This is a genomic window from Paenibacillus sp. V4I7, from assembly GCF_030817275.1.
In the GTDB taxonomy this organism is placed as follows: Bacteria; Bacillota; Bacilli; order Paenibacillales; family NBRC-103111; genus Paenibacillus_E.
In genome coordinates, this window is the sequence record NZ_JAUSZD010000002.1 from 5,291,780 (window position 1) to 5,306,351 (window position 14,572).

The window sequence follows — 14,572 nt, forward strand, 5'->3', positions numbered from 1 at the left end:
CCGTAAAGAGGTATATCCATAAAGCACATACCTCTTACTTTAAGTTGAATGATGTTGAAATTAGGTTTACTTCCCTACTTCAGAAATCATGGTACCCGGATATTTCGGACCTTCAAATTTGTAGATAAATACTTTTGCGTATGTATTGTCGCCTTTGCCATCAAAGGAAACCTTCGTGGCAACACCTTGGAAGTCTTTGGTGGCGCGCACCGCATCACGAACTTTTTCGCGGACAGGTACTTTTCCACCGTCTGCGCTGCTCGCAGTTTTAATGCCATTTAGAATAATGGTCATACAGTCATATGCGTAAGCCGAGTAACCGTCAGGAGCTTTGCCAAATTTAGATTTATACTGATCGGCCCACTTCATGCCATCCGGCGTTTTTGTAATATCAGTTGAGATGGAAGCGTACAAGGCGTCTTTTACTTTATCACCGGCTACATCAACCAGACCTTGCGTGTCCCACCCGTCTGCACCCATGAAAGGAGCCGTAATTCCTTTGTCGCGTGCTTGTTTGATAAGCAGTCCGCCTTCGGCATATAATCCTCCGAAGAAGACAAAATCCGGTTTCTTGCTAAGCGCAATGTTAAGCACCCCGTTGAAATCCTTCTCACCTATTGTAATCCCCTCATAACCGACAATGGTTGCCCCTTGCTTCGTGGCCGCGTCTTTAAACGCTTCTGCCAAGCCTTGACCGTAGGCTGTTTTGTCTTGAATGACGAAAATATTTTTGGCTTTCACTGTTTTAAACGCATAATCAGCAGCCGCAGGACCTTGGAAATCATCCCTTGCAACAATTCGGTTCACGACCTTCAGATTACGGTCGGTTACCTCCGTTGCCGTATTGGACGGCGAAACCATGACAATATTGTTCTTCTCGTATACGACTGAGGAAGGTATAGCTACGCCTGAGTTCATATGTCCGACGATTCCGAGAATCGATTGATCAGCACTGATGATCTCGGCATTGGCAACGCCTTTCTTTGGATCTGCTTGGTCGTCATAAGGGACCAGCTGCAGTTCAAAACCCAGCTTGTCAAATTCCACTTTATGGTCATCCAAAGACATCTGAGCACCTAGCTTAATAGCTTCACCTTGAACGGCGCTGCCTCCTGACAAAGGGGACTGGGTCGCAATCTTGATAACGCTCTTAGTGACTGCGCTGCTAGGTTTAGTCGTTTCTGTAGTTGAATTTGTGCTTGTACTTGTGCTTGTTCCGCACCCTGCCAACAAACCCATGGCAAGTGCTGATACTGAGATCATAAGAGCCACTTTCTTCAAAATCATGAAACAACCTCCTCAGATAGTTTGGTACGCAAAAATACCGATATTGCAGCATTCAGAACTTCGGATCAGAGACGAAATTCATACAAAACTACTCAATCGGCATTTTCAATAACATGAACCTTACATAATTATAATAATGAAATCGGAAATTTATGTCAATATACCTGACACAAATTAGATATATTCTATGAACTCATTCTTTTTGTGTTATATTTAATAACATATTAGGTAATGTTTTTATCGGTTACACACATGTTCGTCCTTATTATTCCAAAATTAGGAATTAAAAGATTTCTCAAAACAAAAAAAAGTCCAGCCACAAGATCTGGCTGACAAAGAAGATTAGCTTAACGCCACCCAGCCAAAAAGCATGCTACTGATCTTTGACAGGACCTCGGAGGTTTTACAATTTCATTTCCAACAAAGACCGGATGTCCATGTCAGAAAACATTACTTATCAACCGAAAATCGTGGTTTTGCGTCATGTTTAGTCACATAGTACAACCAAAACAACATATATAATATACCAAGCGTTATTTGTTTGAAGGAGGACGGTAACTATGGCTTGGAAACCGAGAAAAGTCGCCATTGTCGGGATGGGATTAGTTGGTTCAAACTGTGCTTACGCCATAATCAATCAGTCCGTTTGCGAAGAATTAATGCTTATTAATCGCACGCCAAACTACGCATTGGCTCAAGCATTAGACCTGTCACACTGTATGGACTTCACTCAATCGCGGACCAAGGTATTTGCGGGCAATTTCGATCAATGTGGGGATGTAGATGTAGTGATTCTGACACCTGGGGCAAGCATGAACAAAAATCAGAACCGTCTTGATCTGATGGAATCTTCCATTCATATCATGAAGAATATCATTCAACCGATCATCCAAAGCGGGTTTAACGGAATCTTCCTTGTTGCCACAAATCCTGTAGACATCATTACATATATCGTATGGAAATTATCCGGTCTTCCCCGAAATCGTGTGATCGGAACAGGCACCTCCATCGACAGTTCACGGCTGAAAATGATCTTATCCGAAATCTTTCCAGTCGAACCGAAGAGCGTTCAAGGGTATGTACTCGGTGAACATGGTGACTCCCAGTTCGTGGCTTGGTCACACGTAACCATTGGCGGTAAACCGCTGCATCAGATCATAAGCCAGCATCCGCATCGATTCGGTCTCGTCGATCTTGATCAATTGGAGCAACGGACCAAACTGGCTGGATGGGAAATATTCAACCTTAAAGGATCCACTTCTTTTGGTATCGGCAATGCATTGGCTTTCATCACTCGATCTGTGCTAAATGATGATCACAAGATTATTGCCGTATCCGCGATCTTAGATGGAGAATACGGTGAGAGAAACGTATGTATTGGCGTTCCTGCCATCATATCTCGAGAAGGAGTTAAGGAAGTAGTTGAGCTACATCTCGATAATATGGAACAAGAGAAACTTAGTTACTCCTGTAGCGTAATTCGTAAGCACCTTCTCCAAGCGTCTATTATCGGCAGTTTGTGATGCCCAAAACGGAACAATAAGGGAATCCTATCCAAGTACCGAATAGTAAGAAGTCTATGCCCTGCTAGGAGGAAATCTTTCATCATGCACTCTGCATCCCAATCCAACCGCAAGTCCAAAACTTCGAATCCGGTGTCAACACATACGCCGACTGCATACATTAATTTCTTCTGGAGTTGGATTCCATGCATGTTGTGCATATCTAAACACTTTCCACCTCCCCTTCGCTTTCATTAAACTCTGGTTGTCTCGTTAACATAATCATCCTAATAGTTCAGGTACAAAAGATGATTACTATTTCTCAATAAAGTATCCATCGGTCTCTATATGTTCTTCAAAATCTTTATAAATGTCTTCGAAATTTTTAGCTGGGGGGGGCCTAGCCCTCGAGATAGTGACTTTTTAATCTCTAACCAACTCGTATTATCAAAGAAATAATCATAACTATACATATCATGGCTTCTTTGGGACGAGGAAAAGTCCTAGATGCCGCTGTCTGTTTGAACTATCGTTTCCGTTAGTTCAATGAATCTTCCAATGAACCTTCCTGCTTTATTATATTAAAGTTTTTAAAGGTGACTTGATCAATATTTGTAAAACCACCTGAGTTATCAAGGAGTAATATTAGGGACATATCTTCCTGTACTGAGTTTGTAATCGTACAATCATGAAATCTAAAGTGGTCAATAATTTCTTTATCAAGTGTATTGGAGACTTTCCCCATATATCTTTTAAAATCTTCAATTGTTGTGTTTACAGACTTGTTATTATCCTCACAATATTTAGTTACTGCGTTTATTACAGTTCGGGTTGCTTTATTTAAAGTAAAAACCCTTATATCAGCTATCTGTTTTAATATTGTTTCTGGTAATTCCCTTTTTAAATACTCTTGATTATAGATGAAACCGTCATGAAATTGTTCGATTGTCTTATCTCTATTAAAGGGCTCATATTCATTATTATCATTTGTATTTACTGTTTCGTTGTTTTTCATTATAGAAGCAACTTCTTCTTGTAAATTAAGCCAACTATTTAACTCTGTGTTATAAAGTTGTTGAAAATATTCTTCTGAAAATGTTTCAGCGAGCTTTTCTTCCTCTAAACTTAGATGGAAACTTGTATTTTGACACAGTTCATACCATTCTTTAGTAAAATATTTCATTTTATTACTCTCGCCTCTCCTTAAAGAAATAAAGTGATTTCAATGTGACAGGGAGGAGCGCCACGGCAATCTGCTCCCTATTATGGTTGAACTATAGTTCTGAGTTAGTTTAATATCTTTGAAAATAATGAAGATTTTATACTCCTTGAATTTGTATTACTTACAGTGATTAAACGCTTATAATAAAGTTCGCCCCAGTTCTATTTCATTAGAATTAATACTAATTTCAATCACAGGATCATTTTTTTCTGAAATATATCCGGATGATTTATACTTTTTATTTGGAGAAATTTCGTAGATCCCTTTTTCTACCCAAAATGTAACCCCGACACAAGAGAACTTCTTTACAAACTGATTCATATTCTTTACCAGTCCGTCCTTCCACAAATCCCCCTTTATGGATTCACTCCAGGATGGTTCAGATTAAGATAGTATAAGAGCTTGTCTCAAAGTTGTACCTAGAGTTTCTGGGTTTATTTCTTCATCTAAAATGATTGTCTTATTAGTCGCTGCACTTCCACCGGTAGGATGTTTAGCTAATGGATTAAACAAAAACATACCACCAGTATCACGTTTGTAGACAGCCACTGAATGTACTATGGGCAATTTAACTTTCTTATTTTCCTTCTTTGAGAAAAGCGAGAAGAGTTTATTAAGCAATTTCCAACTCACATCCTTCAATATGGAATCATTCTAATGGTCTAGTTGCTATTAACAAATCCCCTTCACTTTCCAAATATCTCAGTGTAAGTTCAACATCATTAGTTTCGTAGCTTCTAACAATAATCATGTGCGGAACGAATAACCCTGGTGGGTGAATACCAGGTCGAGAAAGATTGTTTTTTAGGCGTTCAGGAGTGTATAAGATACTCCAACGCTTACTACCATCCTCAAATGTTAAAGTAACTTCAACCCAATTCCATTCATCTTTAGGAGCATAAATTTCATCGTCAAATTTCCAACTGATTAACTTCATAGGTATCTTCCCCCAAAGTCTGTTGCCGCCTATACTCGGTATTCGTTGAAAGAGCGTAAAACCCTTTTCGTATTCCGTTATCCTGCGCTTTAGGTGAGAAAAGGCCACCGATCCACCGGCAGCCTTGTTTGAGACAATTATTTTGCTATCGTTCACCTTTAGTTTAACGTCAATTACATCTAGCCAATAAGAACTCCTAACTTAGGAATTATATATTTCTCTATTTAGCTTAACAATTTCTTTATGTGAATATCCGTAATTAGCCGCAAATAGCTTCTCCATCACCTTATCACGTAGGAACGGAGCTTTTTCTTTATTCGCTTTTTTTAATGCCTCAGTTAATTCCTCTTTGGTTAGTTCTGTGCAGTATGCGGGAGTTCCTGGTTGCTGTCTCCATGAATCATTTAAAGAACCACTATCTACTGAGTCAAAACCTAGCTCGTTAGCTATATTCATGATTTTTTGTTTTTGCAGCAGGTCATTACCGGCAATCGCTATGGCAATGCGTCCACTACTGCCTTCGGGAGTTCCTTCATGTTCTAACGTATAGGCTAAAAGATTGTTGAAAGCTTTAATAATGGGTCTGCCTAATTGATTTAATACCCAAACACTTTCAACCATGCCGCTCTCAATTTCTTCAATTCTATTGCTTATTTGAGGATAATAATTTGAAGTGTCAACAACGACTACCGCCTCCCCAACTTTATCCATAACGTTGCGAATGCTTGGCAGTGCGTGGAAAGGTATGGATATGATTAGAACATCGATATTTGTAATGACTTCTTCTACACTCACAGGTGTTCCCGAAAGTTTTTTTCCTTCTAGCCGTTCAATCCCGCGAGCATCTGCAATTTTGACATCATGTCCACTCTTAACCAGTTTTTTTGCAATAATGGACCCGATTGTTCCTGCACCTATGATTCCAAATCTCATTTCGTTCCTCCTAATTAATATCATCCAAATTCTAAAATTGCCTCAATTGGCAATTTGAATACATTCACTAAAATAAATTTCATTGAACGTATTTTTTGAAGAGGCGATCGAGCTATAGGTCCCGTTAATTTATTTCCGCCCGATTCTTCTCATCAACGAGCTTCAAGGGAGTAACATCATTCCCCTCTGAATCGACTACGGAGATCCCTAACATCGTTGTGAGGAACTGCCCACGAATCAGCTTCAAATAATCTTGCCGTAACTTCGCCTGCTCTACTTTCTCGATATCCGTTAGTCCTTCTTTAGCCTGTTTTCTGCTCAGTTCATTTATTCTGTCGAGAAAAGGAATCATTTGTGTTCATCTCCGTTGTTGGTTATTATCTTTTACATATCTATTTTCCGGATAAGGAAGACCTAAATTACCTCTCAACGTCCGGGACTCATATTCTCTTCGGAATATCCCCTTTTGCTGTAAGATAGGTACGACCAAATCAATAAAATCATCAATACCTGATGGATGTTCTTGTCTTAAAAGTAGTAAATCCATTGCTCCTGCTTGATGCCAATGCTCAATCATATCGGCTACGGTCTCTGCAGACCCGAAAAACAATGGTTTCGGGGTATGATATCTTGTAGGCGATAACCTTTGTAATTCCTGAAACTTTTCATTTGCCTCCGTTTCAGTTCTTCCGACGATGATGTGTTGTGTTGGCATAATCAGCAGATTCTCCGGTGCTCGTCCAGCAAGGGCTACCCTTCTTCTTAGTTCTTCGCTAAATTGTTTGGCATAATTGTAATCATCCCCATTTACAAGTACGCCTTCCGCATGCTTGGATGCGATATTCATAAACGTTTCAGATGTACCTGCCTGAAAGATAACGGGTCTGCCTTGTGGAGAACGACTAATATTCAACGGACCATCTACAGAAAAGTACTTTCCTCTATAGTTCAATGGGTGCATCTTGCTTGGATTGAAGAAGATGCCACTCTCTTTATCTCGAATAAAAGCATCATCTTCATAGGAATCCCACAAACCTTCTACAATTTCGATGAACTCTTTATTCAACGGGTATAATTCATCTTTAGACAAATGCCTTCTGCTATAGTTAGCCAAACCTCCGGGATTGGAAGTTATCGCATTCCATGCCGCTCTACCGTTGCTAATTTTATCGAGAGAGGCCATCTGTCTCGCCACTGTAAATGGATCTGCGTAAGATGTAGCTATAGTTGCGGCAAGCCCGATGTGGCTGGTCGCCATACTTAATGCGGATAGTATCGTTACACCTTCAAACATACTTAGGTAATGTGGAATATTTCCAGGCCCTATATGGCTTACATCTGCTAAAAAAACCATGTCGAACTTGCCTTCTTCGGCTCGTTTTGCCTTCTTGACATAAAAGTCTACACTTTCGCTTGCATTGGCAGGCATATCAGGATAGCGCCATGCCGTATAACTCCAACCAACACCATCAACAATAGCGCCAATCTTAAGTTGTTTTTTATTTTCCATTTTTCTTCTCGATTCTGTTAAGCCCAAACTCTCTAGCCAATAACTCAAGGGCTTTTAATCGCGCCGCTTGTTCGGGGTAAAAATCGGCGATCATAATTTCGTCGACCCATGCTGCGTTTGCTTTTTCCCGCAGTCTTTTGGCCACATTTTCAATACTTCCGATGACAAAACGTTCAGCGTTGTATTCCCTGACCCTTTCCTCATCAGGTGTATACACATGAGATGCTGCTTCTTCTAACGTGGGGAAAGAGATATTAGCCGATCCCGTAGCCATCCTTGCCCACATGAGTTCCAATGGACCGCTCAAGTACCGTGCCTCTTCGTCAGTCTCTGCAGTGATAACAGCGATTGTTAAGATACTTGTGGGCTCCTCTAAGTACGACGAAGGAACAAAGTTTTCACGATAGGCGCGTAATATCGGTACTGCCAGTTTCGGTGCCAAATGTGCAGCAAATGCGAATCCAAGCCCCCTCTCAATGGCGAACTGTACGCCGCCTTGACTGGACCCAAGCATGTAAAGTTCGGGCATCAAGGTTGGATCTCCAGGAGGCTTAATTCTCCGGTAAGGATGGTTTTCTGGAAAGTTCCGTGAAAAGAAAGAAAGTAAGTCATTCAATTGAACAGAGAAATCGTCCCCTGATACCTGCAAAGCGGTTGCCGTTAAACGATCGGTCCCTGAAGCTCTCCCTAAGCCGAGATCCACTCTTCCGGGATGAAGTGCTTCCAGCAGGGTGAAATTTTCTACTACTTTTAATGGACTATGATTGGGTAGCATAATTCCTCCAGAACCAACACGAATGTGCTGGCTCTGGGAAGCTGCATGCAGACTTAGCAATTCCGGAGAAGTGCTAATTTGACTCGTTGTATTGTGATGTTCCGTAAACCAGTATCTAGTATATCCCAGTTGATCCGCCAATTTTACAACCTCAGTCGTATTTTGAAGGCTTTCCGTTGGGTTGGAATATTTATAAACATGAACGAAATCTAGAACCGATAATTTTATATTTTGTCCATTCATAGTTGAAATCATTGAAGTTACTCCTTTTGAAGAATATTAGCTTAAATACTGTCTCATCCCAGTAAGTGATGCTGTTTCAATAACGCTGAGAAGTTTATGTTGACGTAGAGCATGTGCAAAATCAGGGGTGCTGTATGTGCCTTCACGTAAATCCTTGGCGAACTGTTCATAAATTCGCGCTGTATTACCTGACATACCACCCGGCAGATGATTGCTAAAGTAAGATTCAGGGATAGTTAAATCTTCTACACGGCTATCTTGATTTCGTCCACCTTGCAACTTTAATGCAGCTAACTGGGTATGACCACTTGAAGCAGTTATGACCAGATCGCCTTTTGTACCATTGATCTCCCAACGCATATTTTCACCACGAGATTGTCCGCCGCGATAAAACACAGACACCGCCATGCCATTTGTTAGCGTTCCCATAATCGATACATGGTTAGGTGAGGTGAATGGAATTATAGTGTTCGTGTCTGCTACTAAGGTTTCTGTTTGATTGGAGACCATTTCTGCAGATACGGTAGAGAAATCACCTAATAAGTACTGTAAGCCGTCTAAAGTATGCATAATCGGAACTGTGAGAAGTGTCACGCCGTTGCCCTTATCATACATATACGAATTCAATCTGTCGGTAACAACGGTCCACCCCATGCCTGATCCAACAAGTGTGGTACCAAGAACATCTCCAATGTAACCTTCTGAAATGAGGTCTCTTGCATAGCGAATGACAGGACTATAACGTGCTTGTAAGCCCACAATTGTTCGAATCCCTGATGCTTCTGAGCGTTTAGCTAATTCTTCTGCTTCCTCTAAGCCATTGGCCAGTGGCCACTCAGAGAAAACCATTTTCCCGGCATCAAGCGCGGCGGAAATGATTTCATGATGATAGGGAACCTTGACCGTGACGACAACCAAATCAACACCAGGGTGGTTGATTAAATCGAAATGATTATCGAATCCCGGAACACCAAACTTTTTCTCGGCTTCTTTCGCAGTCGTTTGACGGCTTGTGCTAACAGCTCTCAATTCGTAATCATCCGATAATGCTTGAATCGAAGGTATGTGTGAGTTAACCGCCCAACTATACGGATTTGAAGGACTTGCCCCAATAATACCAACACCAATTTTTTGTTTCGTCGTCATAATTGAATATCTCCTTTATGGTTTGAATGAAACCTAATCAACATAACAATTAGCTTACTAATCAATTTTTTATATTTTAATTCATTTACTAGTTTGTATACTAAATTTCAACTTAGCATGCTAACTATAATTCAAAAAAAGAGAGGAGAGACATTAAAACAAATTACTCTCCATCTGCTTCATGAGCCGTCTTAAAAGGAGTCGTTCATCCGTAGAAATCGATTTAAGCAACTTTTCTTGATGCCTTTGCCATATAACACCGACTGGCTCTTGAAGTTCCTTCCCTTTTTCGGTTAGAAAAATGCGCATGACTCGTGCATCTTTCTCATCACGCTTTCGATAAATGAATCCGTTTTGTTCGAGAGATTTAACCATGTTCGTGATGGTGGGAGGTTCACAATTCAAATGTTCACTTAGTTGCATTTGCGTTATTCCATCACCTAACCATAACCGGTAGAGCAGATTATCCTGTCCGACATACAGATGTAGTTCTCTAAGACTTTCGCTGTAATCTCGTCTCATTTTAGCCGAAAGTTTATCGAACAACTCACGAATCTCACAATCAACTTTAATCTCCATATATCTTTTCTCAGCCTTTATCATCTAAATTGTTTAGCAAGCTAAATATAACACGGTTGTATTAATCAGTCAACTCTCGGTGGAAGGTGCTACTCGTTAAATTATAATTAGCTGTCCCCCAATTATATAGAAAATGTAACAATTGTGTAGTTCTAACATATATAGTTCTTTACAACTATGCTGCCCGTTAGTTTAATCCCGTGTCTAAGCGTACACACAACAAACCGGAGCTCCAACGGAGACCCGGATCTTTTACCCACCTATACAACTTCACTCAACTTCCCATCCCGAAAATACACAACCCGCTTCGCCTGCTGCGCAATCGCTAGGTCATGCGTAATCAACACAATCGTCCGACCCTGCTCATTCAGCCGCTTAAAAATCCCCAAAATCTCCACACTCGTCTTCGAATCCAGCGCTCCCGTTGGCTCATCCGCCAGAATTATCGCCGGATCTCCAGCTAACGTTCGCGCAATTGCAACGCGCTGCTGCTGCCCACCGGAAAGCTCCGAGGGCAAATGCCTTCTGCGGTCCACGATATCCACCGCTTCCAGCGCTTTCATAACAAGCGGCTCCCGCTCTTTCTTGCTCATCCCTCGGTAAATGAGTGGCAGTTCTACATTTTTATACGCATTAAGCCGTGGCAGCAAGTTGAAGCTCTGAAAAACAAACCCGATCTTCCGATTCCTTATATCAGCCAATTGAGCATCCTTCAGCTGATTAATCGCCTTCCCATCCAGTACATATGCCCCTTGATCCGCTACATCCAAACATCCAACGATATTCATCAACGTCGATTTTCCCGACCCCGACGGCCCCATGATCGCCACGAACTCGCCATGATCGATTTCCAGAGAAATATCATCCAACGCCAGAATCATTTCCCCGCCCATCACATAGTTCTTACTCACATGCTCAATCTGGATTAAGGTCATGCTCTTCGCCTCCATTATCTGAAACCAAATAAATGAAGTATGCTACTCATTAGTCACGCTCGACCGACCTTACCGCTTCGCCTTATAAAATTCATGATACAGCTTCATCAGTGCACGCTTCTCAATCCGCGACACATACGAACGTGAAATGCCCAGTTCCTTCGCAATCTCCCTCTGCGTTCGCTCTTCCCCGCCAAGCTCCAACCCGAACCGCCCGACAACAACTTCCTTCTCACGATCGTCCAATATCTCTAAATTGCGATAAATCTTACTCTTCTCTATCTTAAGCTGCACTTTATCTACGACATCGTCTGCTTCCGTACCGAGGATGTCAATCAAAGTAATTTCATTCCCCTCTTTGTCCGTTCCGATGGGATCATGCAAAGACACATCCTTGCGTGTTTTCTTTAGCGAGCGAAGATGCATAAGTATCTCGTTCTCGATACAACGTGCTGCAAAAGTCGCCAACTTTGTCCCTTTGTTAGGGGAGAAAGATTCAATCGCTTTGATCAGACCAATCGTCCCAATGGAGATCAAATCCTCCAAATCTTCACCTGTATTATCGAATTTTTTCACTATATGGGCGACCAATCTTAAATTGTGTTCAATCAACTTGTTCCTAGAGTGATCATTGCCTTCTGCCATAAGTCTCAGATGTAATTCTTCTTCTGCCTCGGTAAGTGGTTGAGGAAACGCATTATTTTTGACATAGGATACAAGTAAGGTTAGCTGCTTAATTAATACGGCTATTGCGCTAAACAATCCAGGCATTCCAGCCACCCCCTTCAATGTTAGCGGATCTTAGCTGTTCGGAAGTCTCCGCTTTAAGCTTAGTATTAGTGTATGTGGGTGGGAGCCTAGAAGTGCCTGTACCTTATAACTTAGACAAAGAAGTCATCTGAAACTAGCTCATTTAAATTAACTTGTGGGGATTTTGTTACACTAAGATAAGATAGCAACTTTAGTCTCCTCTGATTGAACTCATACATCGCCTGCTCTTTTGAGATCTCCATTAGAAAAAAATTCAATTTAACATCCTTAAACTTTCTATACTTATTGATTTCTGACATATAGATAAATCCTCTGGCTGCAAGTTCCTCTACCTTAGATATATCTATAACAGCAACATCCAACAGTTCACTGATCCCAAAGATACTTAGAAAATGTTGAACTAAAACGACTGGTTTCGCCTCTAAGAGAGAGATTGTCCCATAATCGGTTACAACCTTTTTCTCTTTTTGAAGGATTACTGAAGAGCACGCACGTTTTCTAAGTCTGTACCACTCTCCAGATAAGATCTCTAGTTTTTTATGATATTCATGCCATACCACCAATTGATCTTGAATATCCATATCAACCCACCAAATGTTATATGTATTTTTCAATTGTTTATTGGGACTAAAGCGAACAAATTTCTCTACTAATAGCATATTTTTATTAATTAATCTTAATAGCTGATCCTCACTTAACTTCTCTATACAAATAGAACATGCATGAACCAAAATGCCTAGATCATAAAACATCTCCTTTAAAGCATCCTTATCCCAGGCGTATTCTTTGTTAGAAAGAAACTTGCTTACTACACCAATTTCCTTCCATTCAATTCTCATTTTTTCAGAATTCATTTGAAACAGACGAACATTCTCCTTAATACTGCTCGTAATGAATTCGCACTTTTTCATTTCCTTATACTTGCCCTGCTCAAAAAAATAGTTGAGATGAAAGATCGTCATTGATATACTACTCCCACTCAACTATCTTCATGGGACTATATACATTTGCCTGCTTTAACTTGAACTTTCTATGCAGCACTACACCAACACCCGTTTCTTTGTTGGTCTTCTCTGCTAACAAGTTCTCTAAGTGGCCAATCATTGTAATTTGAACTTCATTACCAAGATAATGGACTCTCACCTCATCAATAAGCCATTCAACGATTTTTCTTTTATCTTCAAATGATAGTTCTGAGCCATTGCTTCCAATGAACTCCTTAATGCGTTCTGTAGCTAATGTAATCTTTTCAGCATTCAAATTCCCCTCTTCAAACGCTTCAAGTTGCAATAAATAGTTTTCTAGAGTTCGTTGAAGATCTAACTTAGAAATATTGATTTTGGCAATCTCTTCTGCCATCTGCTCCTCATTAATTACATCACGCATAAACATAATTTTTATTTTTTCAATTTCTTTCCCCTTTTCATTGAGTTGATTTCTTACCAACTCACTGGCTTGTTTAATCTCACTAACAACTGACTCCGACATCACATCTAATTGTGCAATATATTCATTTGGGTCAGATATCACTGACATTATGAGTTTCCATATAAAATCCTCAAGTAAATCAGCTCTTAAAGTCTTCGCAGGACAAGCTGTTACTCCATTTCCATAACGCTTTGGGTTTTTATTTGGACATCGATAACAGGTATACTTTCTTTTTACACCATCGTACAAACCTTTTGAAGCATAGGTTGTACAATCCCAAGTTCTTCCACAATGGGAACATCTAATTATTGATTTAAGAAGATATTCATATTTTGTATTTCCGGATCTTGTAGTGTTTTTCACTTTTTGCTCTTGTGCTAATTCAAAAAGTGCCGAATCAACGATAGGCTCAATTTCAACCAGAATCCAGTCATCTTTCTCACGAAACTCATAAGTTTTTTTAGGTGCACCGCCTTTGGTTTTCTCACCTTTCACCTTTTTGAATTTTCGGCGATTGTAATAGTATTTACCGATATAAACCTCTGAATTTAAAATACGAGAAATTGAAGAAGATCCCCAATTGCAACTTTCTTGCCTTTTTGGGGATACGCCCAAATCATAAAGTTTACTTCCAATTTCACGAAGCGTTAAGTGATCAAAGATATACCACTGATAAATATTCCGGACAACCTCTGCCTCTTTTTCGTTTATTACGAGATTTTGGTTTTCAAAATTATAACCAAACGGTGGAACGCGCATTGGCATAATCTTCTTATCACGTTCAACTGCTTTTAGCCTGCCGCGCACAGTTCTTTTCTTAATTAGTGCTAGCTCGTACTGAGCAATAACACTCATTAAGTTAAAGAATAGTTGGCCTTCGGGAGTTGAAGAGTATTCGGTAGTAAGCCTGTAAACATATGCATCGACGTAATCATGAATTGCTTTATTTTCATCGGTTGGATTATCAAAAATTCTCATCGCTACACTAAGTGGCGTAAAAGATTTCATATTACTACTTCGTAATGCTCTCCATATTTTTGGAACTAGTTACACATATAAAATCGTTAAATTTTATTGTTCTTATTTCCTTCTTAGCGATTAATTGAATAGTTTGCTTTAGACCAACATTTGCATTGTGTTTAAAGATAAAATTAGGTAAACTCTTCTCTATCATTATTCTAACTTGATTCCAATTAGGCACACGTATTTGCTCAGATCCCTCCTTTGCTATTTCAAGCCATTGATAGAAATAATTAAGACACAACTCAGATGTTACTCGATTTATGATCCAGTGAAACATTTCT

General features: G+C 40.1%; 15 protein-coding genes. 1 reads left to right on the forward strand and 14 read right to left on the reverse strand.

Annotation, left to right across the window (positions count from 1 at the left end):
* Positions 1 to 66: 66 nt before the first annotated feature.
* Positions 67 to 1,287 (reverse strand): branched-chain amino acid ABC transporter substrate-binding protein, encoded by a 1,221-nt coding sequence (locus QFZ80_RS24755; protein ID WP_307553465.1) that lies wholly within the window; start codon positions 1,285 to 1,287, stop codon positions 67 to 69.
* 560 nt (positions 1,288 to 1,847) lie between these two features.
* Here QFZ80_RS24755 and QFZ80_RS24760 point away from each other — a divergent pair.
* Entirely contained in the window at positions 1,848 to 2,810 is a 963-nt protein-coding gene (locus QFZ80_RS24760) for an L-lactate dehydrogenase (RefSeq protein ID WP_307561603.1), read from the forward strand.
* A gap of 517 nt (positions 2,811 to 3,327) precedes the next feature.
* On the opposite strand, the gene QFZ80_RS24765 is transcribed toward QFZ80_RS24760, so the two are convergent.
* The 13 genes from QFZ80_RS24765 to QFZ80_RS24825 all read right to left on the reverse strand — a co-directional run bounded on the left by QFZ80_RS24765 (position 3,328) and on the right by QFZ80_RS24825 (position 14,276).
* Positions 3,328 to 3,972 (reverse strand): DUF4085 family protein, encoded by a 645-nt coding sequence (locus QFZ80_RS24765; RefSeq protein ID WP_307553464.1) that lies wholly within the window; start codon positions 3,970 to 3,972, stop codon positions 3,328 to 3,330.
* A gap of 423 nt (positions 3,973 to 4,395) precedes the next feature.
* Positions 4,396 to 4,632, reverse strand: coding sequence for a hypothetical protein (locus QFZ80_RS24770; RefSeq protein ID WP_307561605.1), 237 nt, complete (start codon positions 4,630 to 4,632; stop codon positions 4,396 to 4,398).
* 28 nt (positions 4,633 to 4,660) lie between these two features.
* Positions 4,661 to 4,948 carry a hypothetical protein gene (locus tag QFZ80_RS24775; protein ID WP_307561608.1) on the reverse strand — a complete coding sequence of 96 codons (288 nt, stop codon included), beginning with the start codon at positions 4,946 to 4,948 and terminating at the stop codon, positions 4,661 to 4,663.
* Positions 4,949 to 5,149: 201 nt separating this feature from the next.
* Positions 5,150 to 5,881: an NADPH-dependent F420 reductase gene (locus tag QFZ80_RS24780; RefSeq protein ID WP_307561610.1), complete on the reverse strand. Its 732-nt coding sequence runs from the start codon at positions 5,879 to 5,881 to the stop codon at positions 5,150 to 5,152.
* 124 nt (positions 5,882 to 6,005) lie between these two features.
* A complete protein-coding gene (locus QFZ80_RS24785) occupies positions 6,006 to 6,233 on the reverse strand; it encodes a DUF896 domain-containing protein (protein WP_307561611.1) in 228 nt (75 codons plus the stop codon).
* A gap of 6 nt (positions 6,234 to 6,239) precedes the next feature.
* On the reverse strand, positions 6,240 to 7,391 hold the full coding sequence (locus QFZ80_RS24790; RefSeq protein ID WP_307553459.1) for an NtaA/DmoA family FMN-dependent monooxygenase: 1,152 nt from the start codon (positions 7,389 to 7,391) through the stop codon (positions 6,240 to 6,242).
* Entirely contained in the window at positions 7,381 to 8,421 is a 1,041-nt protein-coding gene (locus QFZ80_RS24795) for an LLM class flavin-dependent oxidoreductase (RefSeq protein ID WP_307561613.1), read from the reverse strand. Before QFZ80_RS24795 ends, QFZ80_RS24790 begins: the two co-directional genes overlap by 11 nt.
* Before the next feature lie 24 nt (positions 8,422 to 8,445).
* Positions 8,446 to 9,555: a Gfo/Idh/MocA family protein gene (locus QFZ80_RS24800; protein ID WP_307561615.1), complete on the reverse strand. Its 1,110-nt coding sequence runs from the start codon at positions 9,553 to 9,555 to the stop codon at positions 8,446 to 8,448.
* Between the two features lie 153 nt (positions 9,556 to 9,708).
* The gene (locus QFZ80_RS24805; RefSeq protein WP_307561617.1) at positions 9,709 to 10,134 is read right to left on the reverse strand and encodes a MarR family winged helix-turn-helix transcriptional regulator; all 426 of its coding nucleotides are present in this window, start codon (positions 10,132 to 10,134) and stop codon (positions 9,709 to 9,711) included.
* Positions 10,135 to 10,394: 260 nt separating this feature from the next.
* Complete coding sequence (locus QFZ80_RS24810; protein ID WP_307553455.1) at positions 10,395 to 11,069, reverse strand: ABC transporter ATP-binding protein; 675 nt, start codon at positions 11,067 to 11,069, stop codon at positions 10,395 to 10,397.
* A 69-nt stretch (positions 11,070 to 11,138) separates the two neighbouring features.
* A complete protein-coding gene (gene sigK / locus QFZ80_RS24815; RefSeq protein ID WP_171693861.1) occupies positions 11,139 to 11,840 on the reverse strand; it encodes an RNA polymerase sporulation sigma factor SigK in 702 nt (233 codons plus the stop codon).
* A 110-nt stretch (positions 11,841 to 11,950) separates the two neighbouring features.
* Entirely contained in the window at positions 11,951 to 12,802 is an 852-nt protein-coding gene (locus QFZ80_RS24820) for a hypothetical protein (protein WP_307561622.1), read from the reverse strand.
* A 7-nt stretch (positions 12,803 to 12,809) separates the two neighbouring features.
* The gene (locus tag QFZ80_RS24825; RefSeq protein WP_307561624.1) at positions 12,810 to 14,276 is read right to left on the reverse strand and encodes a recombinase family protein; all 1,467 of its coding nucleotides are present in this window, start codon (positions 14,274 to 14,276) and stop codon (positions 12,810 to 12,812) included.
* Between the last annotated feature and the right edge of the window lie 296 nt (positions 14,277 to 14,572).

What these genes read in the sequence shown, in the direction of transcription:
- QFZ80_RS24755 (WP_307553465.1), bottom strand. Translation starts at nt 1,287, where the DNA reads ATGATTTTGAAGAAAGTGGCTCTTATGATCTCAGTATCAGCACTTGCC.
- QFZ80_RS24760 (WP_307561603.1), top strand. Translation starts at nt 1,848, where the DNA reads ATGGCTTGGAAACCGAGAAAAGTCGCCATTGTCGGGATGGGATTAGTT.
- QFZ80_RS24765 (WP_307553464.1), bottom strand. Translation starts at nt 3,972, where the DNA reads ATGAAATATTTTACTAAAGAATGGTATGAACTGTGTCAAAATACAAGT.
- QFZ80_RS24775 (WP_307561608.1), bottom strand. Translation starts at nt 4,948, where the DNA reads ATGAAGTTAATCAGTTGGAAATTTGACGATGAAATTTATGCTCCTAAA.
- QFZ80_RS24780 (WP_307561610.1), bottom strand. Translation starts at nt 5,881, where the DNA reads ATGAGATTTGGAATCATAGGTGCAGGAACAATCGGGTCCATTATTGCA.
- QFZ80_RS24785 (WP_307561611.1), bottom strand. Translation starts at nt 6,233, where the DNA reads ATGATTCCTTTTCTCGACAGAATAAATGAACTGAGCAGAAAACAGGCT.
- QFZ80_RS24790 (WP_307553459.1), bottom strand. Translation starts at nt 7,391, where the DNA reads ATGGAAAATAAAAAACAACTTAAGATTGGCGCTATTGTTGATGGTGTT.
- QFZ80_RS24795 (WP_307561613.1), bottom strand. Translation starts at nt 8,421, where the DNA reads ATGATTTCAACTATGAATGGACAAAATATAAAATTATCGGTTCTAGAT.
- QFZ80_RS24800 (WP_307561615.1), bottom strand. Translation starts at nt 9,555, where the DNA reads ATGACGACGAAACAAAAAATTGGTGTTGGTATTATTGGGGCAAGTCCT.
- QFZ80_RS24805 (WP_307561617.1), bottom strand. Translation starts at nt 10,134, where the DNA reads ATGGAGATTAAAGTTGATTGTGAGATTCGTGAGTTGTTCGATAAACTT.
- QFZ80_RS24810 (WP_307553455.1), bottom strand. Translation starts at nt 11,069, where the DNA reads ATGACCTTAATCCAGATTGAGCATGTGAGTAAGAACTATGTGATGGGC.
- sigK (WP_171693861.1), bottom strand. Translation starts at nt 11,840, where the DNA reads ATGCCTGGATTGTTTAGCGCAATAGCCGTATTAATTAAGCAGCTAACC.
- QFZ80_RS24820 (WP_307561622.1), bottom strand. Translation starts at nt 12,802, where the DNA reads ATGACGATCTTTCATCTCAACTATTTTTTTGAGCAGGGCAAGTATAAG.
- QFZ80_RS24825 (WP_307561624.1), bottom strand. Translation starts at nt 14,276, where the DNA reads ATGAAATCTTTTACGCCACTTAGTGTAGCGATGAGAATTTTTGATAAT.